The 22636-nt window shown below is 73.7% G+C and carries 19 protein-coding genes; 13 read left to right on the top strand and 6 right to left on the bottom strand.

Translation table 11 applies throughout. The features are described 5' to 3' along the window. Nucleotides 1-88: 88 nt before the first annotated feature. Nucleotides 89-1474, bottom strand: coding sequence for an MFS transporter (locus BLQ67_RS05825; protein ID WP_092503299.1), 1386 nt, complete (start codon nucleotides 1472-1474; stop codon nucleotides 89-91). Beyond that, complete coding sequence (locus tag BLQ67_RS05820; RefSeq protein WP_157674686.1) at nucleotides 1471-4452, bottom strand: alpha-mannosidase; 2982 nt, start codon at nucleotides 4450-4452, stop codon at nucleotides 1471-1473. The genes BLQ67_RS05825 and BLQ67_RS05820 overlap by 4 nt, the downstream gene beginning before the upstream one ends. Nucleotides 4453-4803: 351 nt before the next feature. Here BLQ67_RS05820 and BLQ67_RS16320 point away from each other — a divergent pair, with 351 nt between their 5' ends. The 10 genes from BLQ67_RS16320 to treZ all read left to right on the top strand — a co-directional run bounded on the left by BLQ67_RS16320 (nucleotide 4804) and on the right by treZ (nucleotide 15785). After that, nucleotides 4804-5460: a pentapeptide repeat-containing protein gene (locus BLQ67_RS16320; RefSeq protein WP_157674685.1), complete on the top strand. Its 657-nt coding sequence runs from the start codon at nucleotides 4804-4806 to the stop codon at nucleotides 5458-5460. A gap of 104 nt (nucleotides 5461-5564) precedes the next feature. Further along, nucleotides 5565-6011 carry a DoxX family protein gene (locus tag BLQ67_RS05815; protein ID WP_092503295.1) on the top strand — a complete coding sequence of 149 codons (447 nt, stop codon included), beginning with the start codon at nucleotides 5565-5567 and terminating at the stop codon, nucleotides 6009-6011. Nucleotides 6012-6028: 17 nt separating this feature from the next. Continuing rightward, entirely contained in the window at nucleotides 6029-6511 is a 483-nt protein-coding gene (locus BLQ67_RS05810) for a YbaK/EbsC family protein (RefSeq protein WP_092503293.1), read from the top strand. A 155-nt stretch (nucleotides 6512-6666) separates the two neighbouring features. Beyond that, entirely contained in the window at nucleotides 6667-8928 is a 2262-nt protein-coding gene (glgX, locus tag BLQ67_RS05805) for a glycogen debranching protein GlgX (protein ID WP_092503291.1), read from the top strand. Continuing rightward, entirely contained in the window at nucleotides 8928-11261 is a 2334-nt protein-coding gene (gene treY, locus BLQ67_RS05800) for a malto-oligosyltrehalose synthase (protein WP_092503289.1), read from the top strand. The genes glgX and treY overlap by 1 nt, the downstream gene beginning before the upstream one ends. Nucleotides 11262-11528: 267 nt before the next feature. Further along, complete coding sequence (locus tag BLQ67_RS05795) at nucleotides 11529-12095, top strand: hypothetical protein (RefSeq protein WP_092503287.1); 567 nt, start codon at nucleotides 11529-11531, stop codon at nucleotides 12093-12095. After that, nucleotides 12092-12919 carry a hypothetical protein gene (locus BLQ67_RS05790; protein ID WP_092503285.1) on the top strand — a complete coding sequence of 276 codons (828 nt, stop codon included), beginning with the start codon at nucleotides 12092-12094 and terminating at the stop codon, nucleotides 12917-12919. The genes BLQ67_RS05795 and BLQ67_RS05790 overlap by 4 nt, the downstream gene beginning before the upstream one ends. A gap of 62 nt (nucleotides 12920-12981) precedes the next feature. Then, a complete protein-coding gene (locus BLQ67_RS05785) occupies nucleotides 12982-13482 on the top strand; it encodes a hypothetical protein (protein WP_092503283.1) in 501 nt (166 codons plus the stop codon). A 68-nt stretch (nucleotides 13483-13550) separates the two neighbouring features. After that, nucleotides 13551-13940 (top strand): hypothetical protein, encoded by a 390-nt coding sequence (locus BLQ67_RS05780; RefSeq protein ID WP_092503282.1) that lies wholly within the window; start codon nucleotides 13551-13553, stop codon nucleotides 13938-13940. Nucleotides 13941-14003: 63 nt separating this feature from the next. Further along, nucleotides 14004-15785, top strand: a complete 1782-nt coding sequence (treZ, locus tag BLQ67_RS05775; RefSeq protein WP_092503280.1) for a malto-oligosyltrehalose trehalohydrolase — start codon at nucleotides 14004-14006, stop codon at nucleotides 15783-15785. A gap of 6 nt (nucleotides 15786-15791) precedes the next feature. Here treZ and BLQ67_RS05770 read toward each other — a convergent pair whose 3' ends face one another. The 3 genes from BLQ67_RS05770 to BLQ67_RS05760 all read right to left on the bottom strand — a co-directional run bounded on the left by BLQ67_RS05770 (nucleotide 15792) and on the right by BLQ67_RS05760 (nucleotide 18848). Beyond that, nucleotides 15792-16190 (bottom strand): VOC family protein, encoded by a 399-nt coding sequence (locus BLQ67_RS05770; protein ID WP_092503278.1) that lies wholly within the window; start codon nucleotides 16188-16190, stop codon nucleotides 15792-15794. An 89-nt stretch (nucleotides 16191-16279) separates the two neighbouring features. Further along, nucleotides 16280-17629 (bottom strand): hypothetical protein, encoded by a 1350-nt coding sequence (locus tag BLQ67_RS05765; RefSeq protein ID WP_092503276.1) that lies wholly within the window; start codon nucleotides 17627-17629, stop codon nucleotides 16280-16282. A gap of 241 nt (nucleotides 17630-17870) precedes the next feature. After that, the gene (locus BLQ67_RS05760; protein WP_092503274.1) at nucleotides 17871-18848 is read right to left on the bottom strand and encodes a GlxA family transcriptional regulator; all 978 of its coding nucleotides are present in this window, start codon (nucleotides 18846-18848) and stop codon (nucleotides 17871-17873) included. A 94-nt stretch (nucleotides 18849-18942) separates the two neighbouring features. Here BLQ67_RS05760 and BLQ67_RS05755 point away from each other — a divergent pair, with 94 nt between their 5' ends. From BLQ67_RS05755 to BLQ67_RS05745, 3 genes are all read left to right on the top strand, one after another. Then, nucleotides 18943-19224, top strand: a complete 282-nt coding sequence (locus tag BLQ67_RS05755) for a hypothetical protein (protein ID WP_092503272.1) — start codon at nucleotides 18943-18945, stop codon at nucleotides 19222-19224. Between the two features lie 59 nt (nucleotides 19225-19283). Further along, entirely contained in the window at nucleotides 19284-20270 is a 987-nt protein-coding gene (locus BLQ67_RS05750) for an EamA family transporter (RefSeq protein WP_092503270.1), read from the top strand. Nucleotides 20271-20404: 134 nt separating this feature from the next. Continuing rightward, the gene (locus tag BLQ67_RS05745) at nucleotides 20405-21823 is read left to right on the top strand and encodes an amidohydrolase (protein WP_092503268.1); all 1419 of its coding nucleotides are present in this window, start codon (nucleotides 20405-20407) and stop codon (nucleotides 21821-21823) included. Here the strand turns inward: BLQ67_RS05745 and BLQ67_RS05740 are convergent. Beyond that, nucleotides 21820-22449, bottom strand: coding sequence for a phosphatase PAP2 family protein (locus BLQ67_RS05740; RefSeq protein ID WP_092503266.1), 630 nt, complete (start codon nucleotides 22447-22449; stop codon nucleotides 21820-21822). The genes BLQ67_RS05745 and BLQ67_RS05740 overlap by 4 nt on opposite strands. Nucleotides 22450-22636 lie beyond the last annotated feature (187 nt).

The raw sequence follows: 22636 nt of genomic DNA, 5'->3' as shown, positions 1-22636 counted from the left end.
TCGCGTCGGGAGGGCACGTCGCGTGGTCTCGTGACGGCTCCTCGCTGCGCTCGGGGCCTCCTCGACCAGCTGTTGGGCGAGACCCGACTCAGGACCGAGACGCGGGTTCACGGGTCGCCGACGCCCCCACTCGGACCATCGCGAAGGGCACCGCCGACAGCAGCGCGCTCGCGGCGGGCACGAGCGTGATCGCCACGAACACCGTCTGCTGCATCGCCGGCGTCACGTCGACGCCGGCCTCGTAGCCGGCGCCGGCGACGAACAGCCCGAAGACGAGCAGCGACAGCGCCGTCATCACCTTCGAGATGAACGTCAGCGTCGCGAACGAGATGCCGTCGCCCCGCACGCCCGTGCGCCGCTCGGCGTCGTCGACCGCATCCGCGATCATCGTCGCCTGCACGACGAGGAACAGGCCCAGCGTGAGGCCGTTCACGAAGATGCACGCCACGAGGCCCCACACGTCGGCGAAGCCCACGAACCACATCGCCGTCGACACGACCGCCGAGGCGAGCGCCGACCCCACCGCGACGGCACGCGCCGGCACCCGCCGCAGCAGCACGGGCGCGAGGAACGCCGACACGACCATGCCGAGGATGATCGCGGCACCCACGAGCGTGAAGACCGACTCGTTGCCGTACGCGATCACGACGAACACGGCGCCGCCCGACTGCACGACGAAGCGCGCGAAGCCGAGCAGCGACCCGAGCAGCACGAGCATGAGCGGCCGGTTGCCGACGAGGGTGCGCGCGAGCACCCGCAGCGGCACGCGCTCGGCCGTCACGGCGCGCTCGCGCGTGTGCGTGAACGCGAGCGCGAACAGCGCCATGCCGACGATCGACACGAGCGCGACGGCGATGGTCCAGCCGGAGGCGCTCGTGCCGTCGCCGGGCGACAGCACGCGGGCGAGCCACGGCATGCCGAGCGTCGCCGCCCCGAGCGAGATCGCGCCGAACGCGCGCACGTTCGCGATGACGCGCGTGCGCCGCTCGGGGTCGGGGAAGGCCGAGCCGATGAGCCCCCAGAACGGCACGTCGCACATCGCGTAGGCGAAGCCCCACAGCACGTACGCGACGCCGAACCACGCGAGCTGCCACGGCTCGGCGAGGTCGGGCGGCACGGCGAAGAGCAGCGTCGTGAGCACGATCAGCGGCAGCGTCGATGCGAGCACGTACGGCCGCATGCGCCCGAGGCGGGTGCGCGTGACGTCGACGATCGAGCCCATGACGGGGTCGGCGACGGCGTCGACGATGCGCGTGACCGTCACGAGCGCCGTCACGACCGCGACGCCGCCCGCCGAGAGGCCGGCGTGCTCGATGAGGTACACGAGCATGAACGTCGTCACGGTCGTGAGCACGAGGTTCTGCCCGATGCCGGCGGTGACGATCGCGGTGGCCTGCGTGCGCGCGGGCAGGTCGCGCTGCAGCCAGGGGACGGCTGCGGATGCGGTCGCGGGCGCCGCAGCCGCGTCGCTCACGGCGACTCCAGCACGAAGGTCGCGATCTCGAACGGCCGCAGCGCGACCGCCGACAGGTCGGCGGGCTCGGCGTGCGGCGCGAGCGCGCCCGTGGCATCCACGCGCCGCTCGAGCATGTCGGTGCGCCACGCGGCGCGGTGCGGGATCGAGGTCTCGATCGCGGTCGACGTCGCGACCCCGAGCGACTCGTACACGCGCACGACCGTGCCGTCGGAGTCGTACGCGGGGGCGACGGTCTCGACGACGACGCCCGGCGACGACGCACGCACGAGCGGTGCGAGCGCGCGCCCGCGCACGACGCGCGCGGGCGCCTGCAGCCGGTACCCATCCGCGATCACCTCGTGCAGCGCACCCGGCGCGTAGGGGCGGATCGCGTACGTGAACGCGTGCTCGCCGCGGTCGGCCGTGCGGTCGGGGAACGTGGGGGAGCGCAGCAGGTTCAGCGACAGCAGGCCGTGCTTCGCGCGGTGCCCGTACTTGCCGTCGTTGAGCATCGCGAAGCCGGCGCCCGCCTCGTCCTCGACGGCGAGCCACCGGTGCGCGACGACCTCGAACTGGGCGCGCTCGACGCTGTCGCGCTCAGTCGTGGGGCGGCGGATGTGCCCCATCTGGATCTCGCACAGCGCCTCGTCGCCGTAGCGGGTGGGCCGGTGCTCGGCGCGCAGCATGCGGTGCGTCTGCTGCCAGTCGACGTGCGTCTCGAACCGCACGAGCGTCGAGCCGGCCTCGAGCACGACGCGCTGCTCGATGCGCACCTTCGGTCCCTCGAGCACGTGCCGCCGCACGGCGCGCGGCCCCTCGACGTGCCACGACCGCTCGACGACGCGCAGCGGCCGCCCCGGCGACGCTGCGGCCTTCGCCGAGATGTCCCACGCGTCGAACGGGAACTGGAACGGGTCGCGGTGCAGCACGAGCCGATTGAGGCCGTCGCCCGCGTGCTCGACCCCGTCGGCGTCGACCATCGACACGATCGCGCCCGTCGCGTCGTCGAACCGCACCGTGAGCACGCCGTTCGCGAGCCCGGATGCGTCGGCCACGAGCTCCGGATGCTCCGGCTCGGGCACGAGCGCAGCGGTCGCGTACGGCGGCACGACCGCGCGCATCCACGCGCCGTCGACGCGGATGGGCTCGTCGCGCGCGACCGGCGCGAGGTTGAGCGCGGCGACGCCGTCGGCGGCCGGCAGGTCGTCGATGAGCGACGCGATCCGCGCCTCCACGACCCCCGCGAGCCGCTCGAACGCCGCGACCGACTCCCGGTGCACCCGTGCGATCGACGACCCGGGCAGGATGTCGTGGAACTGCTGCAGCAGCGCCTCCTGCCACACGGGCTCGAGCTCGCCGCGCACCCGCTCGCGCACCTCCGGGCCGAGCGCTGCGGCGAGCGCCTCGACGTCGTGCAGCAGCCGCTCGAGCGTGCGGTTCCACCGCTTCGTCGCCGCCTGCGTCGTGTACGTGCCCTGGTGCTTCTCGAGGTACAGCTCGCCGTCGTGCCGATGCGGCACGTCGTGCTCGGCGAGGCGGGAGAAGAACTCGGATGCGCTGCCCCGCCGCACGCGCGGCAGGCCCGCGATGCCCGCGCCGTCGGCCCCGATCTCGCGGTCGAGCACCTCGTGGTGCACCTCGCTCGGCCCGCCGCCGCCGTCCCCGCCGCCGTAGACGAGCAGCGCCGTGCCCATGTCGCGCTCGGGATGCTGCCGCAGCCCCTTCAGCAGGCCGTCGGCCGCCGCCCTCGCGTTGTAGTCGCCCTCGGGCGGCATGTGCACGAGCACCTCGGAGCCGTCGATGCCCGCCCACCGGAACGTGCGGTGCGGGAAGTCGTTGACCTCGTTCCACGCGAGCTTGATCGTCTGGAACCACTCCATGCCCGTGCCGCGCAGGATCTGCGGCAGCGCCCCCGAGTAGCCGAACGTGTCGGGCAGCCAGCACAGCCGCAGCTGCGCGTCGGTGAGCCCGAGCTCGCGCTGCCAGAAGCGGCGGCCCACGATGGCCTGGCGGATGAGCGACTCGCCGCTCGGCAGGTTCGTGTCGGGCTCGATCCAGAACGAGCCCTGCGCCTCGACGCCGCCGGCCGCGACCGCATCCTCGAGCCTCGCGAACAGCGTGGGGTGCTGGTCGCGCATCCACTGCAGCTGCTGCGGCTGGCTCGTGCCGTACACGAATCCCGGGTGCCGCTCGATCGACGCGAGCTGCCGTGCGTAGGTGCGCGCCGACTTGCGATGCGTCTCGCGCAGCGGCCACAGCCACGCCATGTCGAGGTGCCCGTGGCCGACGGCCGTGTACTCGAGCGGGTCGGTGGCGGGCCCGGCGAGCGCGGGGGCGAGGGATGCGCGCGCGGCCCGGAGGTCGTCGGCGCGGAACGCGCGCCACGCGTCGTCGAGCGCGGCGCGCAGGCTGCCGCGCAGCGCGGCGTCGTCGGTGTGGCCCGCGAGCATCGTGAGCGTGAGCACGTCGAAGTAGAGGGCGTACGCGTCGTCGTCGCGCACGGCGAGGTGCGCGCCGTCGAAGCGCGCCCGGCCGACGGGCCACAGCAGCACGCCGTTGTGCGTGGCGTCGGCGTACAGGTCGATCGGGTGGCTCGTGTCGACGCCGCGCACCGTGCGGAAGCGGCCGCCGGGATGCGGCAGGTCGCCCTGCAGGTACACGGTCGTCGTCGCGTCGACCACGGTGCCGGTCGGGTCGTGCACGAGGCTCTCGCCGCGGATGCCCAGCAGCACCTCGGCGCGCCGGTCGGCCGCGGCCGGTCCGGTGAGGTGGATCCAGCCGCACTCGAACACGTGGCCCCACGCCGTGCCGGGGCGGAGGGGGCGGAAGTCGCTCGGACGCCAGTGGCCGAAGGGCGTGGGCTCTGGCGACGTGAGGATGCTCGCCTCGAGCGGCGCGAGGCGCGTCCAGATGCGCTCGCGGATCGCCCGCAGCCTGCGATACGCCGTCGGCTGCTCGACCGGGAGGCCGAGGAGCCAGCTCGCGGCAGCGCGCACGACACCTCCCGTGGATCCCGACGGCGCCGAACATGCTTCATCCGGCGACGGGCGCCAGCGTAGGCCCGCGACCCGTCGAGCGGCTGGGTGTGTCGTCAGAGCGGTGCCGCTCGTCCGTCTCCCGCCCTCCACCCTTCCGTCGCGAGCACTCCCAACCGCTCCTTGAGGTGCGAACGGAGTGAGCCTCGAAAGGAGCACCGTGGACCGCCGGGCACCCTTCGAGGCTCGCTGCGCTCGCACCTCAGGGAGCGAGAGGGAAGGCGTCCCACGAAGCGGACGCATGCCCCACCCGGCATCGCCCCCGCATGCCACCATGGGCCGCGCGCGACCGACGCGCACGAGGGGATGCGGATGCCGACCGATCGACTGCAGGCGCCCACCGAGCCGCGGGTCGCGCTGCCGCCGCTCGACGACGCCGCGCCCTCCGCCGTGCACGACGCAGCCGTGCTCGACCGCGCGCACCTGGTCGACGTCGACTCGACGGGTGCCGACCTCGCCGAGATCGCGCTGTCGGAGTGCCACGTCGAGCGCTGGCAGGCGACGGGCGCGGTGCTGCGGCACGCGCACCTCGTGGAGTCGCGTGTCGAGCGTCTCGACGCCGCCGAGCTCGATGCGAGTCGCAGCGTGTGGCGTGACGTCGAGGTGGTCGCGAGCCGCATCGGGTCGATCGACCTGTCGGATGCGAGCATCCGCTCGGTCGCGTTCGTCGGCTGCAAGCTCGGCCACGTCAACCTGCGGGCGGCGCGCGCTCGCGACCTCACCTTCCGCGACTGCACGATCGACACGCTCGACGTCGGCGATGCCGAGCTCGAGCGCGCCGCGTTCCCCGGCTCGAGCGTGCACACGCTCGAGCTGCCGCGCGCCACCCTGCGGCACGTCGACCTGCGCGGCCTCGAGCCCCGCGTCGTCACGCCCGTCGAGTCGCTCGCGGGCGCCGTCATCGACGACGTGCAGCTGTCCCTCCTCGCGCCCGCCTTCGCGGCGCACCTGGGCATCCGCGTCGTCTGACGACTCGGCGACGGATCGGCGGATGCCCGACCGCGCATAGCCGCGACAGAGGCGCGGTCGGAAGACTGCCGCGAGCCCCCATCCGCGACTCGAAGGGTTCCCCCATGCGTCCGCTGTCCGCATCCGCTCCGCTCGCCGCCGACGTCTCGCTGCTCGCGTTGCGGCTCGTCGTGGGCGGCGTCATGGTCGCGCACGGCGCGCAGAAGCTGTTCGACCAGGGACTGGAGGCGACGGTCGGCGGGTTCGCGGGGATGGGCGTGCCGGCGCCCGAGATCACGGCGCCGTTCGTGATCGGGGTCGAGCTCATCGGTGGCGCGCTCATCGTGCTGGGTGCCGCGCTGCCGATCGTGGGCGTGCTCGTGGCGATCGACATGCTCGTGGCGGCGGTGCTCGTGCACGCGCCGTTCGGCGTCTTCGCCGGCGATGGCGGTTGGGAGCTCGTCGCCGCCCTCGGCGCCGGCGCCCTCGCGCTCGCCGTCGTGGGCGGGGGCCGCTTCGGCCTCGACGGGGCCCTGTCGGGCCGCTCGCGCCGCCGCGTCGCGACCGCCTGACCCTGCGGGTCGGCAGGATGGACCCCGTGACCATCCCCGCCAAGGCCCTCGCCCTCCAGCAGCAGCTCCGCGACCTCGGCGTCGAGCGCGACATCGTGCACTTCCCCGGTGGCGTGCACACGGCGAAGGCGGCGGCGGATGCGCTGGGCATCGAGGTGGGGCAGATCGCGAACTCGCTCATCTTCTGGATGGCGGATGCGCCGTTGCTCGTGATGACGAGCGGACGCCACCGCGTCGACACCGACGCGCTCGCGTCCGCACTCGGCGAGGGACCCATCGGGCGGGCGACGCCCGAGCAGGTGCGTGCGGCGACGAGCCAGGTCATCGGCGGCGTGGCCCCGATCGGCCACCCGGCGCCGGTGCGCACGATCGTCGACGCGGCGCTCGCGGACTACGACCGCATCTCGGCGGCGGCGGGCACGCCCGACACGGTCTTCCTGCTGACGTTCGACGAGCTCGTGCACATCACGGGCGGCACGGTCATGCGGGTCGGCGACTGACCCCATCCCCGTTCCGAGGTCCGGTTGCTGCAGTGAGGTGCCGTTGCAACCGCACCTCAGTGCAGCAACCGCACCTCGCAACCACCCGCTAGAGCCACCAGCCTCTCCGCGCAAGTCCAGCGAGCGCACCGCCGCGCACCCGTAGTGTCGACGAGGTGAGCGACGCACCCGAGGTCTGGCCCGGCACCGCCTATCCGCTGGGGGCCACGTACGACGGCAACGGCACGAACTTCGCCCTCTTCACCGAGGTGGCGGAGCGCGTCGAGCTGTGCCTCTTCGACGAGGCTGGCACCGAGACGAAGGTCGACCTCGTCGAGGTCGACGCCTACGTGTGGCACGGCTACCTGCCGAACGTGCAGCCCGGCCAGCGGTACGGCTACCGCGTGCACGGCGCCTACGACCCGGCGCAGGGGCAGCGGGCGAACCCGTCGAAGCTGCTGCTCGACCCGTACGCGAAGGCGACGAGCGGCGACATCGACTGGGGCCAGCCGCTCTTCTCGTACGAGTTCGGCGATCCCGAGACGCGGAACGACGACGACTCCGCCGCGTTCATGACGAAGTCCGTCGTCATCAGCCCGTTCTTCGACTGGTCGGGCGACCGTGCGCCGAAGACGCCCTACAACGAGTCCGTCATCTACGAGGCGCACGTCAAGGGCCTCACGCAGCTGCACCCCGACGTGCCCGAGGCGCAGCGAGGCACCTACGCGGCCGTCGCGCATCCGAGCCTCATCGCGCACTACAAGAAGCTCGGCATCACGGCCGTCGAGCTCATGCCTGTGCACCAGTTCGTGCACGACTCCACGCTCGAGGAGAAGGGCCTCCGCAACTACTGGGGCTACAACACCCTCGCGTTCTTCGCGCCGCACGCCGACTACGCCGCCTCCGGCACGCTCGGCCAGCAGGTGCAGGAGTTCAAGGGCATGGTGAAGGCGCTGCACGCCGAGGGCATCGAGGTGATCCTCGACGTGGTCTACAACCACACCGCCGAGGGCAACCACATGGGCCCGACGCTCAGCATGCGCGGCATCGACAACGCCGCCTACTACCGCCTCGTCGAGGGCGACCTGCAGCACTACATGGACTACACGGGCACGGGCAACACCCTCAACGTGCGCACGCCGCACGCCCTGCAGCTCATCATGGACTCGCTGCGCTACTGGGTCACCGAGATGCACGTCGACGGCTTCCGCTTCGACCTCGCCTCGGCACTCGCGCGCGAGTTCTTCGACGTCGACCGCCTGTCGACGTTCTTCGAGCTCGTGCAGCAGGACCCGGTGATCAGCCAGGTGAAGCTCATCGCCGAGCCGTGGGACGTCGGCCCCGGCGGCTACCAGGTGGGCAACTTCCCGCCGCAGTGGACCGAGTGGAACGGCAAGTACCGCGACACCGTGCGCGACTTCTGGCGCGGCGAGCCCGGCGCGGTCGGCGACTTCGCCAGCCGCCTCGCAGGCTCGGCCGACCTGTACGAGGACTCGGGTCGCCGACCCTTCGCATCCATCAACTTCGTCACGGCGCACGACGGCTTCACGATGCGCGACCTCGTCTCGTACAACGAGAAGCACAACGAGGCGAACGGCGAGGACTCGAAGGATGGCGAGAGCCACAACCGCTCGTACAACTACGGCGTCGAGGGCCCGACCGACGACCCGTTCATCCTCTCGACGCGCGCACGGCAGCAGCGCAACCTCATCGCCACGCTGCTGCTGAGCCAGGGCGTGCCGATGATCCTGCACGGCGACGAGCTGGGCCGCACGCAGCAGGGCAACAACAACACGTACGCGCAGGACTCCGAGCTGTCGTGGATCGACTGGGAGTCGGCCGACCATCCGCTCGTCGAGTTCACCGCCGCGGTGGCGCGACTGCGCCACGAGCACCCGACATTCCACCGCAAGCGCTTCTTCACGGGCTCGACGGTGCGCACCGGCGACGGCGAGCGCCTCAACGACATCGTCTGGCTCTCGCCCGAGGGGCAGCCGATGGAGTCCGACGACTGGCAGTCGCCGGCCGACAAGACGATCGGCATGTACCTCAACGGCCACGGCATCGCCGGGCGCGGCGTGCGCGGCGAGCGCATCGAGGACGACCACTTCCTGCTCTACTGCAACGCCTCCGACCAGGACGTCGAGGTCACGCTGCCGACCGAGGAGTACTCGGCCCGCTGGTCGGTCGCGATCGACACGGGCGGCGAGGTCGGCGCGCAGCCGCTCGCGCCCGGTGCGACCGCGACGATCATGGCGCGCAGCCTCGTGCTGCTGCAGGAGGCGCACCCGCCTGCCGAGAGCGAGGACTCGTCGGTCGCGGCGTCGATCGCGAGCCTGTCGCAGTCGGTGCCCGCTCCCGAGCCCGACGTCTCGACGGGCGTCATCCCCATCGGCCAGAGCCACCGCCCCGCATCGGCCGACGACGAGGAGCAGTGATGCGCGCTCCGTCGAGCACGTACCGCCTGCAGATCACCGCCGAGCAGACGCTCTTCGACGCCGCGGCGCGGCTCGAGGCGCTGCACGACCTCGGCGTCGACTGGGTGTACCTCTCGCCGATCCTCGCGGCCGAGCCGGGCTCGAGCCACGGCTACGACGTCGTCGCGCACGACCGCGTCGACGCGTCGCGAGGCGGGGCAGAGGGGCTCGCTGCGCTCTCGGCCGAGGCGAGGCGGCTCGGCATGGGCGTGCTCGTGGACATCGTGCCGAACCACGTGGGCGTCGCGACGCCCGACCAGAACGCGTGGTGGTGGGACGTGCTGCAGCACGGGCGCGACTCCGAGCACGCGGATGCGTTCGACGTGGACTGGACGCAGCACGACGGCCGCATCCTGCTGCCCATCGTGGGCGATGACGATCTCGGCGACGACGGCCGCATCGCGCACCTCACCGTCGACGGCGACGTGCTGCGCTACTGGGACACGGCGCTGCCGATCGCGCCGGGCACGGGTGCCCAGCACGGTGCGACGCAGTCCGACGACGCCAACGCCGTGCTCGCCCGCCAGCACTACGTGCTCGGCCACTGGCAGCGCGGCGACGACGAGCTCGCCTACCGACGCTTCTTCGCCGTCACGACCCTCGCGGCCATCCGCGTCGAGGACCGCGCCGTGTTCGACGCGTCGCACGTCGAGATCCGCCGCTGGTTCGACGAGGGGCTCGTCGACGGCCTGCGCGTCGACCATCCCGACGGCCTCCGCGATCCCGAGGGCTACCTGCGCGACCTCGCCGAGCTGACCGGCGGGGCGTACGTGCTCGTCGAGAAGATCCTCGAGCCCGGCGAGGAGCTGCCCGCGTGGCCGACGGCAGGCACGACGGGCTACGACGCGCTCGCGCTCGTCGACCGCGTGCTCACCGATCCCGCCGCCGAGCAGGCGCTCGACGCGATCGACGCGCGCATGCGCGGGCTGCCGATCGACTGGCACGCGCTCATCCACCAGACGAAGCGCGGCATCGCCGACTCGATCCTGCACGCGGAGGTGCTGCGCATCGAGCGCGAGGTGCGCGCCGCGCACGCCGACGCTCCCGACGACTCTGCGGACGCGCTCGCCGAGCTGCTCGCGTGCTTCCCCGTCTACCGCTCGTACCTGCCGCAGGGCGCGGAGCACCTGCAGCACGCCGCCGACCAGTCGGCGCACTGGCGCCCCGACCTCTCCGAGACGGTCGCGTGGCTGCTGCCGATCCTGCTCGACCCGTCGGAGGAGGCCGCGCGCCGCTTCCAGCAGACGAGCGGCATGGTCATGGCGAAGGGGGTCGAGGACACGGCGTTCTACCGCTACGGCCGTCTGACGTCGCTCAACGAGGTCGGCGGCGACCCGTCGGTCTTCGCGGTCTCGCCCATCGAGTTCCACGCCGCCATGGCGCGTCGCCAGGGGCAGTGGCCGCACGCGATGACGACGCTGTCGACGCACGACACGAAGCGCGGCGAGGACGTGCGCGCCCGCATCTCCACCATCGCCGAGGCGCCGCACGAGTGGGATGCGCTGCTCGAGCGCATGCTCGCGCACGCGCCGCTGCGCGACCGCGCGTTCTCGAACCTGCTGCTGCAGGCCGTGGTCGGCGCGTGGCCCGCGAGCCGCGACCGCCTGCACGCGTACGCCGAGAAGGCGGCGCGCGAGGCCGACGCCCGCACGCACTGGACCGACCCCGACGAGTCGTACGAGGATGCGCTGTCGTCGTTCGTCGACGCCTGCCTCGACGGGGAGGGGCGAGCCGCGATCGAGGCGTTCGTCGACTCGGTCGACGCCGGCTGGCGGTCGAACGTGCTGTCGGCGAAGCTGCTCGCGCTCGCGATGCCGGGCGTGCCCGACGTCTACCAGGGGTCCGAGGTGCGCGAGCTGTCGCTCGTCGATCCCGACAACCGTCGCCCGATCGACTGGGCGGAGGCGGATGCGCTGCGCGCGCGTGCCGCTGCCGAGCCGGCGCACGTCGACGACCTCGAGCACGCGAAGGTGCGCCTCGTGCGCGAGACCCTGCGGCTGCGGCGCGACCGCGGTGCGCTGTGGGGCTCGTACGCGCAGGTCATGGCGCGCGGCGAGGCTGCGGATCACGCGCTCGCGTTCGACCGCGGCGGTGCGATCGCCGTCGTGACGCGCCTGCCGCTGGGCCTCGAGCGCCGCGGCGGCTGGGGCGAGACGCTGCTCCCCGTGCCGGAGGGCCGCTGGGTCGAGCTGCTGTCGGGCCGCGCGTTCGACGGCGGCACGGTGCGCCTCGGCGACCTGCTGCGCGACCTCCCGGTCGCCCTGCTGGCTCCGGCGGAGCAGCCGCGCGGGTGAGACCCGCCGTCCCTCGAGACGCCCACCAACCCGCTCCCTGAGGTGCGAGCCTGAAGGGTGAGCCTCGAAGGGGCCGTCCAAGAGCCGTCAGTCGCAGGGCACCTTTCGAGGCTCGCTGCGCTCGCACCTCAAGGAGCGGTCCCTGGGGTGGCGTGGTCTCGTGACGGCTCTCGCTGCGCTCGGGGCCTCCTCGACCAGCTGTGGGGATCCAGCCCGCTCGCACGCGGAGTCCAGCCTCCGCGACCGCAGCAGGGCTACCGTCGCGGCATGACCACGCCTCCCGACGAGCCGCGTCGCAGCGCGCCCCGCTTCATCGTGCCCGTGCCGGTCGGCAGCGTCGCACCCCGCGGCGACGAGACGCAGGTGGCCCCGGCCGTCGCGACCGCGCGCGAGGGCCGCTCGCGGCCGCCGCGCGTCACGCGCCTCGATCGGCCGGATGCGCTCGCGTTCGCGGTGATCCTGCTGTGGGTGTCGTTCGCCCTCTCGGTCGGCGCGGCGATCGCGGTGCTCGTCGGCGCAGGGCTCGCGGCGGCTGCGGCGACGGCTGCGGGCGTCGATGCCCCTGCGGCGAACGCCATCGCGACGACCGTCGTGGTCGTGACGGCCATCGTGCTCGTCGTGCAGCTCGTGCTCACGGTGCTCGTGGCGCGCGGCAGCGACGCGGCCCGCGTGTGGCTGGCCCTGGTCGCGGGCGCCGTCGGCGTGCTGGCGCTCATCGGCGGCGGCAGCGCGGGCCTCGGCGCCGTCGTGCTCGTCGTCGCCGTCGCGGCGCTCTTCGTGCCGTCGTCGAGCGCGTGGTTCCGCGAGGTGCGCGCCCGCGGCACGGCCCGATGAGCGAGCCGAGGGAGCCGCAGGATGCGGCGGATGCGCCGCGGCAGGAGCCCGGCGTCGGCGCGGTGCCCACGTGGGACTGGCGCGCGGGCACCGACCTCGGCCCCGGCCCCACGACGCCGTGGGCGCCGCAGAGCCTCGACTCGGCCTCGGGCAGCGCGTGGCCGACGACCGACTGGGCGGCGCCGACCACGAGCTGGGCAACGCCCGCGACGCCGCAGCCCGCGCCGCCCGCCGCCGCGCCGGCGGTCGAGCCCGCGCCGCGGGCTCCCGTCGAGCCCGCGCCACCGACCCCGGTGGCGCCCGCGCAGCCCGATCCGCCCGCCGCCGTCGCTCCCACGCCCACCGCCGATCCGCCCGCTCGATCCGCGCAGCCGGATCCGCCCGCCTGGCTCGCCGCCGGCCGCGTCGAACGACCCGCCGAGCCCACGGGCATGCCGCGCACCATCCGCCTCGCCCGTCGCGCGCTGTGGATCGCCATGGGGCTCGCGGGGGTCGGCGTCGCGATCACGATCGGCAGGCAGCTGTCCGCGGCGGCCGTGCTCGACGTCGCGCCCGACTCCGCGTCGATCCTGCGCAACCTCGGCGGCACCGCCATCTACGTCGGCCTCGCCGCACTGGGCGCCGCGTTCGCGAAGCGTCGCCGCTCGGGGGCGATCGCCGCCGCCGCGCTGCTCGCCTTCGTCTCGTTCTCGGGCGTGGCGTTCCTCACGATCGCGCCGCTGCCCGCGGCCGTCGCGGCGCTCATCCTGCTGCTGCTGCCGACGTCGCGCGCATGGCTCACGATCCACCCCGAGCGCATCCGCCGCCTCCTGGGCGAGCCGTAGGGCTCGGCTGGCGTGCAGCCATCGACCAGGGTGCGTGCACGGCGGATGCATAGGGTCGCGGCATGACCTCTCCCTACGACGCCTCGGGCGACGACCGCTCCTCCGCCAGCCCGACGCCGCAGCCCGCATGGTCGTCGTCGCCGCAGCCGCCGCGCCGCGTCGAGAAGCCCGCGACCGTGAAGTGGGGGCTCGGCATCCTCTGGGTCGGCGTCGTGCTGACGCTCGTGCTGGGCGGCTTCGCCTTCCTGCTGCTGGCCGGTGCCGGCGCGCAGGCCGGCTCCGCGGGCGATGGCGCCGTCGTGGGCTTGGCGACGGTCGCGCTCGTCGTGGGCGTCGTGCTCGTCGGCGTCGAGATCTGGTTCCTCGTCGAGGCAGGCAAGGGCAAGGCGTGGGCCCGCATGGCGCTCGCGATCACGTGCGTCGCGAGCCTCGTGATCGGCGTCGTCACGAACGGCTCGGTGAACTTCGGTGCCGTGCTCACGATCGTCGCCGTCGTGCTGCTCTTCCTGCCGGCGTCGAACGAGTGGTACGACGCGCAGCGTCGCACCACCGCCACGCGATGAGCGTCGACGACGCCCGAGCGGCAGGCGGGTCGCCGTCACGGCCGCACCGTCCGTGGACGCCTCGGGCGGTGCCGAAGCCCTCGACCGTGCGCTGGGGCGTCACGATCCTGTGGATCGGTCTGGCGCTCACCGTCGCCGTCGCCGTCGTCGGCGCGGCGGCGGCTGGGGTCGCCGTCGACCCGGCCTTCACGTTCCTCGTGCTCGGCATCGCGGGCATCGTGTGCCTGCTTCAGGCCGGGCTGCTGCTGGCGGCGGGCAACGGCTACGGGTGGGCGCGCGTCGTGCTCACCGTCGTCACGGTGCTCGGCGTCGCCCCCGGCCTGCTGTCGGGCGAGGGGCTGAACCTCGGCAGCGTCGTCGCCGTGGTCGCCGTCGTGCTGCTGTGCGTGCCGTCGTCGAACGCCTGGTACGCCGACCAGGCTCGGCTGCGTGCGCAGGAGCGCGCTCGCCCGGCCTAGTCGCCGCCGTCGACGGTGCGCAACCGTCGGCGCACCGCCGCCCGCCTCTGCTTGCATGGGGGCATGGCCGACCACGAGTACCGAGTCTGGGCACCGCGCGCGACCCGCATGCGCCTCGTCTCCGAGGGCGCATCCACCGAGATGGAGGATGCCGGCGGCGGCTGGTGGCGCCAGTCGGGGCCCGCGGGAGAGTACGGCTTCCAGATCGGCGACGACGACGCCGTGCGCCCCGACCCGCGCTCGCGCAGGCAGCCGCGCGGCGTGCACGACCGGTCGCACACCTTCGACCCGCACGAGCACGACTGGCAGGACGGCGACTGGACGGGCCGGCGCCTCGCGGGCGGCGTGATCTACGAGCTGCACGTCGGCACCTTCACGCCCGAGGGCACCTTCGATGCCGCCGCAGGCAGGCTCGAGCACCTCGCATCCCTCGGCGTCACGCACGTCGAGCTGCTGCCGGTCAACGCGTTCAACGGCACGCACAACTGGGGCTACGACGGCGTGCTCTGGTACGCGGTGCAGGAGGAGTACGGCGGCCCCGCCGGCTACCAGCGCTTCGTCGACGCCTGCCACGCCGCGGGCCTCGCCGTCATCCAGGACGTCGTCTACAACCATCTCGGCCCCAGCGGCAACTACCTGCCGCTCTACGGTCCGTACCTCGGCGACGAGCGCAACACGTGGGGCGAGGTCGTGCAGGTGCGCGAGCCCGAGGTGCGCCGCTACATCGTCGAGAACGCCCTCTACTGGTTGCGCGAGATGCACGTGGATGCGCTGCGACTGGATGCGGTGCACGCGCTCGTCGACGATGCCGACGACCACATCCTCGAGGCCCTCACGGTCGCGGTCGCGTCGGAGTCGGCGCACCAGGGTCGGCCGCTCACGCTCATCGCCGAGTCCGACCTCAACGATCCGCGGCTCGTGACGCCGCGCGAGGGCGGGGGCTACGGCCTCGACGCGCAGTGGAGCGACGACTACCACCACGCCATCCACGTCGCGCTCACGCGCGAGACGACCGGCTACTACGGCGACTTCGAGCCGCTCGGCGCGCTCGCGAAGGCGCTCGAGCGCGGCTTCTTCCACGACGGCACCATGTCGACGTTCCGCGGGCGCGAGCACGGGCATCCGATCGACGTCGACCGCATGCCGTCGTGGCGGCTCGTGGTGAGCGCGCAGAACCACGACCAGATCGGCAACCGCGCCGTGGGCGACCGCATCGTCGACGTGCTCGACGACTCGCAGCTGCTCGTCGCGGCGATGCTGCTGTACGCGGGCCCGTTCACGCCGATGCTGTTCCAGGGCGAGGAGTGGGCGGCGTCGAGCCCGTTCCAGTTCTTCACGTCGCACCCCGAGGAGGAGCTCGGCAGGCTGACGGCCGAGGGCCGCATCGCCGAGTTCGCGTCGATGGGGTGGGATGCCGACGTCGTGCCCGACCCGCAGGATCCCGAGACGTTCCGGCGCTCGGTGCTGCGGTGGGAGGAGCTCGGCTCGGGCCGCCACGCCGTCGTGCTCGAGGGATACCGGCGGCTCGCCGAGCTGCGGCGCGACTGGGCGGCGCTCACCGATCCGTCGTTCCACGCCAACCGCGTCGTCGTCGACGAGGAGACGCGCACGCTGCGGCTCACGCGCGGCGGCTCGCTGCGCGTCGCGGGATCGTCGGATGCCGAGGCTGCGCCCGGCACGGGCCCGGTCGACGTGCTCGTGAACGTCGGCGACGCCGTGTGGGAGGCAGCGGTGCCGCTGGGCGCGACGCTGCTGTTCGGCACGTCGCCGTCGGTCGCGCTCGACGACGCCGCCGTGCACCTGCCGCCCGGCAGCGGCGCGATCGTGGCGCTGCCGATCGCCTGACGCGCGTCAGCCGTCGTGCTGCGCAGCCCAGTGCGGGCTGCGCATGAGGCCGAGCACGTTGCCGAACGGGTCGACGATCGACGCCGTCACGAAGCCGCCGCCGCGGTCGATGAGCGGCTCGAACACCGCTGCTCCGCGCTCGACGAGCGACGCGAGGGCTGCCTCCACGTCGTCGACGTGCAGCGACACCACGGCGCCGCCGGGGCTCGCCAGCGCCGGGCGGTAGGCGCTCGACATGAGGGCCAGCTCGTCGTCGTCGTCGCCGAAGCGCCACTCGGCGTACTCGACGGGGCCGTCCTCCGGCCGCACGAAGTACGGCTCGGCGCCCAGCACGTCGGCGTACCAGGCGACGGCGGCGGGCATGTCGTCGGCGACGAGGTTGAGGTTCGCGAGTCCACGCAGCATGCGATCTCCTTCGATCGCCTCCATGCTGCGCCCCACGACCGACATCGGCGACGGGTTGCGCGGGTCGCGTCGCGGCTCGGCGTCGTGCGTCAGCCGATGCGGTAGGCGGCGATGCCCGATGCCATCGCGACGACGCGCACGTCGCCGACCGGGATGCCCACGACGGCCAGCACGTCGGCGTCGAGCTCGGGATCCGTCAGCCGCGCGCCGTCGAGGCTGCACCACTCGGCGAGCTCCTCGATCGGGATCGACAGGCCGCCGTCGGTCCACGCGACGCTGCCCTCGGCGCCCTGCGAGCAGGGGAGCGGCGCATCCGCCGCGATGGGCTGCGGCGTGCCGTCGGCGGCGTCGAGCACCACGGGGGCGCCCGACGCGTCGGGCACGAGCGCCGCCGAGCCGCTGAACCACGACCACGCGCCCGCACCGTTCTCGATCGCGACGCCCGCATCCGAGTACGGCACACGCCACCGCTCGGCGCCCGTCGCCGCGTCGACGCCCACGATCGAGACGCCCGTGAGCGTCGTGCCGGCGCCGGTGCGCGCGCCGGCCAGCGCGCAGAGGATCACGACGTCGGCATCCTCGATCGCGCACGGGAACGCGCCCTCGACCGTCCACCGCACGGCGCCCGACGACGCCTCGAGCGCGACGGTGTCCACCGACTCGAACTGCAGCGTCGACGACCACCACGCCGGTCCCGACGTCACGAGCAGCAGGTCGCCGGAGCGCAGCGGCTCGATGGCGCCGTCCTCGTACACGTGGCCGAACGCATCCGACCACGGCCGCGACCAGCGGATCTGGCCGTCGACGATGAGGTCGATCGTCTGCGTCGCCTGGTCGGTGTAGAGGCCGAGGTCGGTGGCGAAGACCGTGCCCTCGTTGGGGATCGGCAGCGCGTCGACGCCGTGGCCCGGCCGCAGCCGCAGGAACTCGGCGGTCGTCTCGGTGCCGTCGGGCACCGAGAAGCAGATCGACGTCGTCGGCACGTCGGGGCTGCAGCTCCACGCGTAGTAGACGAGGTCCCACGTGGTCTGGGTGCCGTCGGCCGAGGCCGTCGACCACGCCTGCTCCTCGCCCGTCGCGAGATCGCGCACCGACCAGCGCACGCCGTCGCCCTCGGCGACGAGCATCGGCACGACGAGGCGGCCCGAGCCGTCGTCCATCGGCTCGAGGTCGACGATGTCGCCGTTCGACATCGGCACGCTCGCCGCGCGCCACAGCTCGGTGCCTGCGACGCCGTCCCACGCCACGACGTCGAGGGAGTCGGGGCCGGCGGTCGTGTACGCGAGCAGCGTGCCCGACTCCTCGACCGGAGCGGTCACGAGGCGGTCGTCGACGCGCCACACCTCGGTGACGGCGGCGAGCTCGGGCGGCTGGATGACGCAGCCCGTGAGGGCCGCGGCGAGCGCGGCGACGACGACGGCGGTGGAGCGGCGATGCATGCGTCGAGTGCAGCATGCCGCGCTGGACGTGGCGTGCGCGCGGCCTGGCCGCCGTCGGGACGTGGGGTGCGCGGTCGGTGGGCGGGGTGCGTGATGCGGGTCGCGGCTCGATCCCGACAGCGACAGCCGGCGCTTCGTCGCTCCCAAGGTCCTTGCAGCCACGAAGTGACGCCCAGCGGCGCGCCTAGGGAAGATCGCCCTCGGTGCGCCGCTGCGCGTCACCGCGTGCCGACCGCCCGCGTCAGGCCACGGACTCGAGCTCGGGGCGCGAGACCTGGAACCGCTGGCGGTAGGCGCTCGGCGTCGTCGACAGGTGCTGCTGGAAGTGGTGGCGCATGAGCGCTGCCGTGCCGAACCCTGCCTCGGCGGCGACGGCATCCAGCGTGAGGTCCGTCGCCTCGAGCAGCTGCTGCGCACGCCGCACGCGGCGGCTCGCGAGCCAGGCGGCGGGCGTCGTGCCGAGCTCGTCCTTGAAGCGGCGCGCGAAGGTGCGCTCGCTCATGTGCGCCCGCGCGGCGAGGGTGGCGATGGAGTGGTCGAGCTCGAGGTTCGCCGACACCCACGCGACGAGCGGCGCGAGCGTCTCGGCGCGACGCTCGGCGACGGGGCCGGTCGCGTACTGGCTCTGGCCGCCGTCGCGCTGCGGGGGCATGACCATGCCTCGCGCGATCGTCGACGCCGACTGCGCGCCGATCGCGACGGTGACGAGATGCAGGGCCGCGTCGATCGCGCCGGCGGTGCCCGCGCTCGTGATGACGCGACCGTGCTGCACGTAGAGGGCGTCGCAGGCGACGTCGACGGCCGGGAACTCGTCCTGCATGCGGTCGGCGTGCCGCCAGTGGGTCGTGGCACGGCCGCCGTCGAGCAGGCCGGCGCGCGCGAGCACGAAGGCGCCGGTGCAGAGGGAGAGGATCCAGGCGCCGCGCGCGTGCGCCCGGTGGATGGCGTCGAGCACCGCGATGCCGCACGTGTCGCGGGCGCAGTCGCGGAAGGCGGGCACGACGACGATGTCGGCCTCGTCGACGAAGGCGAGGTCGTGCGCGACGTCGAGCGAGAACCCGCCCTGGTAGTCGACCGCGACGCGTCCGGGCGTGGGCGCGACGACGCGGAAGTCGAAGCGGGGCACGCCGTACGCCGAGCGGTCGTCGCCGAACACCTCGCAGGCGACGCCGAGCTCGAACGGGTTGACGAGATCGTCGACGATGCACGCGACCTTCATGCTGGCTCCTCGCTCGCACCCTTGGCGGGATCTTGTCGGATGCTGGCGATCATGCCACTGGTGGCCGGATCTTGCAAGGTGTCGAATTGCTGCCATGAACGCATTCCTGATCCTGGTCATCGTCCTCGGCATCGCCGCCGTGGTCGCCGTCGTGTGGGACGTGCGCACCGACGGCTACCGCGCCCACCCTGTCGACCCCGAGCTGCGTCAGCGGCTCCTCGACCGTCTCGAGGTGCAGCGCACCCTCGACGACGCCCGCGACGCGGCCGCTGCCGCGCACACCCCGACCGTGCCGCCCGAGCTCGCGGCCTGGCGCCAGGCGCCGCACGTCGCGGCCCGCCGCCCCCGCATCCGAGCCCAGCGCGTCGCACGCTGACGCCACGACCGCACCAGTGGCCCGCCGAGCGCGGGCCACTGGTGCGTGAGGATGGTCGGATGCCTCCCCGTCACGTCGCCCTCGCGCTGCTCGTGGTGCTGCTGTGGGGCTCGAACTTCGTCGTGATCGACGTCGGCCTCGAGGAGCTGCCGCCGTTCCTGCTGCTCGCGCTGCGCTTCGTGCTCGTGCTCGTGCCCGCGATCTTCCTCGTGCCGAAGCCCGACCTGCCGTGGCGCACGATCCTCGGCGTCGGCGCGACGATGTCGCTCGGCCAGTTCGCGCTGCTCTACCTCGGCCTGTCGCTCGGGATGCCGCCGGGTCTCGCGTCGCTCGTGCTGCAGGTGCAGGTCATCGTGACGATCGGCGTCTCGGCGCTCGTGCTCGGCGAGCGGCCGCGGCGCATGCAGCTCGTCGGCATCGGCATCGCCGTGGCAGGCGTCGCGATCGTGGCGCTCGGCCGCTCGGGCGACGTGCCGCTCGTGGCGCTGCTGCTCGTGCTCGCGTCGGCGGCGACGTGGGCGACGGGCAACGTCATCACGCGCAAGGCCGGCGCGTCGAGCGGCCTCGGCCTCACGGTGTGGTCGGCGCTCGTCGTGCCCGTGCCCATGGCCGCGCTGTCGCTCGTCGTCGACGGCCCCGAGCGGATCGTGGATGCGCTGACGCACGTGAGCCCGCTCGGCATCGGCTCGGTCGTGTACACGGCGGTGCTCGCGAGCCTCGTCGGCTACGGCATCTGGAACTCGCTGCTCGCGCGGCATCCCGCATCCGACGTCGTGCCCTTCGCGATGCTCGTGCCCGTCATCGGCATCGCGACGAGCGTGGCTCTGCGCGGCGAGCGGCCGTCGGCGGCAGAGCTCGTCGGCGGCGGCGTGCTGCTCGTGGGCATCGCGGTGGCGAACGGCGTCGCGACGCGCATCGCCGACGTCGCGCGCGGGCGACGTCGCGGTCCGCAGCCCGAGACGGCGCCCATCACGATCGCGTCGGTCGTCGAGGATCCGCCCGCCGAGCGCGACGTCGACCCGGCCGCGCGCCCCGGCACCGCCTGACGCCGCGCTGCCGCTTGCGTATTGCAGGCGATCGCGGGGGTCAGAGGGGCATCTTCCCTCCGCCACCCCTGATCGCCTGCGAAACGCAAGCGGCATGGCCGGGTGGGGAGGCGACGCGGCGCTAGCGTGACGAGGTGAGGATCACGCGCGCACGCCTGCAGGACGACTCCCTCGTCGACGTGGAGGTCGCCGACGGGCGCATCGCCGCCGTGACGCCGGCGGGCAGCGCCGCCGCGGCGACCGCCGACGGCGACCTCGATCTCGACGGCCGCATCCTCGTGCCCGGCCTGTGGGACGAGCACGTGCACCTCGGGCAGTGGGCGGCGCACCGCCGCCGCATCTCGATCCTCGACGTCGGCTCGGCCGCCGAGGCCGCCGCGCGCATCCGCGATGCGCTGCGCACGCAGCCGGCCGACGAGCCGCTCGTCGCCGTGGGCATGCGCGAGGGGCTGTGGTCGGACGCGCCGAGCCGCGCCCTGCTCGACGCCGTCGCCGGCGACCGGGCCGTCACGGCGATCAGCGCCGACCTGCACGCGACGTGGTCGAGCAGCGCGATGGGGCGCATGCTCGGCGTCGAGCTGCCGGGCGACGGCATGCTGCGCGAGGCGCCGAGCTTCGCCGCGATGCGCACGCTCGAGGCGACGGTCGACGACACGACGCGCGAGCGCTGGATCCGCGACGCGCTCGCAGCCGCCGCGTCGCGCGGCGTCGTCGGCATCACCGACCTCGACCTCGACGACGCCGTCGGCGCCTGGTCGCGCCGCTCGGGCTCGCCCATCCGCGTCGAGGTGGGCGTCTACCCGCACGACCTCGACGCCGCCGAGGCGCGCGGCGACCGCACGGGCCGGGCCATCCACGACCGCGTGCACGTGGGGCCCCTCAAGGTCATCACCGACGGCTCGCTCGGCACCCGCACCGCCTACTGCCACGACCCCTACCCCGACGGCGGCCGCGGCCTGCTCGAGGTGCCGCCCGAGCAGCTCGCCGCCGTGCTGACCCGCGGCGCGGGCATGGGTCTGCGCCCCGCGGTGCACGCGATCGGCGACGCCGCGCTCGCGCACGTGCTCGACGTCTTCGAGGCCACGGGCATCACGGGCCGCATCGAGCACGCGCAGCTCGCGACCGACGCCGACGTCGCCCGCATGGGGGCGCTCGGCGTCACCGCATCCATCCAGCCCGAGCACATGCTCGACGACCGTGAGCTCATCGCCCTCTACTGGGCGGGTCGCGAGCGGCTCGCGTACCGCATCCGCTCGCTGCTGGATGCGGGCGTCGGCGTGATCCTGGGCTCGGATGCGCCGGTCGCGCCGCTCGACCCGTGGGTGTCGATGGCGGCGGCGGTCACGCGTTCGCGCGACGGCGACGTGCCGTGGCAGCCGCACGAGGGCATCGACGTGGCGACGGCGCTCGCATGCTCGGTGCGCTCGACGATCGCCGTCGGGCTGCCCGCCGACCTCGTCGCGATCGACGGCCCGCTCGAGGCCGAGCGCCTGCGATCGATGCCCGTCGCGCTGACGATGGTCGGCGGCGACGTGCTGCACTCGACGCTCTAGGCGGTCGAGGCCTCGCGCGGTCGCCGGCCGACGCGGCGCAGCGCCGTCACGAGCGCCCAGACGAGCAGTGCCGTCGCGGTGCCGAGCAGCAGTCCGCCGGCGACGTCGCTGAGCCAGTGCACGCCGAGCACGAGGCGCGACGCCGCCATCGCCGTCATCCATGCGGCCGCGAGCAGCACCCACCAGCGCGTGCCGGCCGCGATGGCGAGGGCGACGGCGAGAGCGGCCGCCTCGGTCGCGTGCCCGGAGGGGAAGGATGCGCCGGGCACGCTGAGCAGGCCGTCCTCCGGTCGCAGCCGGCCGACGGCCGCCTTGATCGTCTCGCTGAGCGCGAAGGCGCCGAGCGCGCTCGCCGCCACGGCGATCGCGGCCCACGGACGCCTGGCGGCCAGCAGGATGAGCACGACCACGGCGCCCATCACGACGGCGCCCGTGGTGCCGCCGAGCACCGCCAGTGCGGTCGCGGCCGACGCCATCCACTCGGTGCGCGCGTCGACGGCCCACGCGTGCACCGCGACGTCGAGCTGCTCGGTCGCACCCGCGCCGACCGCAGCGGCGAGGGCGACGAGCGCCACGACGCACGCGAGCCCGCCCAGCGCGAGCGGAGCGGGGCGAGGTGGGCGCATCCTGCCACCGTAGGGCTTGGAGGGTCGGCACCATGGATTCGGCTCGTGGTCGTGGACATCCCACAACCGTGCACGACCCGTGTCGAGGCCGATCTGTCGCCCCCGTCAACGCTCGCCACGCGTGGAGCATCCAGGCGTACCGTCGCTGCCACAGCGTCCGACGAAGGCATTCTGCAGGAGGAACCGG

The organism is Agrococcus jejuensis (assembly GCF_900099705.1).
GTDB classification, from domain to species: domain Bacteria; phylum Actinomycetota; class Actinomycetes; order Actinomycetales; family Microbacteriaceae; genus Agrococcus; species Agrococcus jejuensis.
Note: the sequence above shows the minus strand (reverse complement) of the source record. Positions and strands in the feature narration are given on the sequence as shown.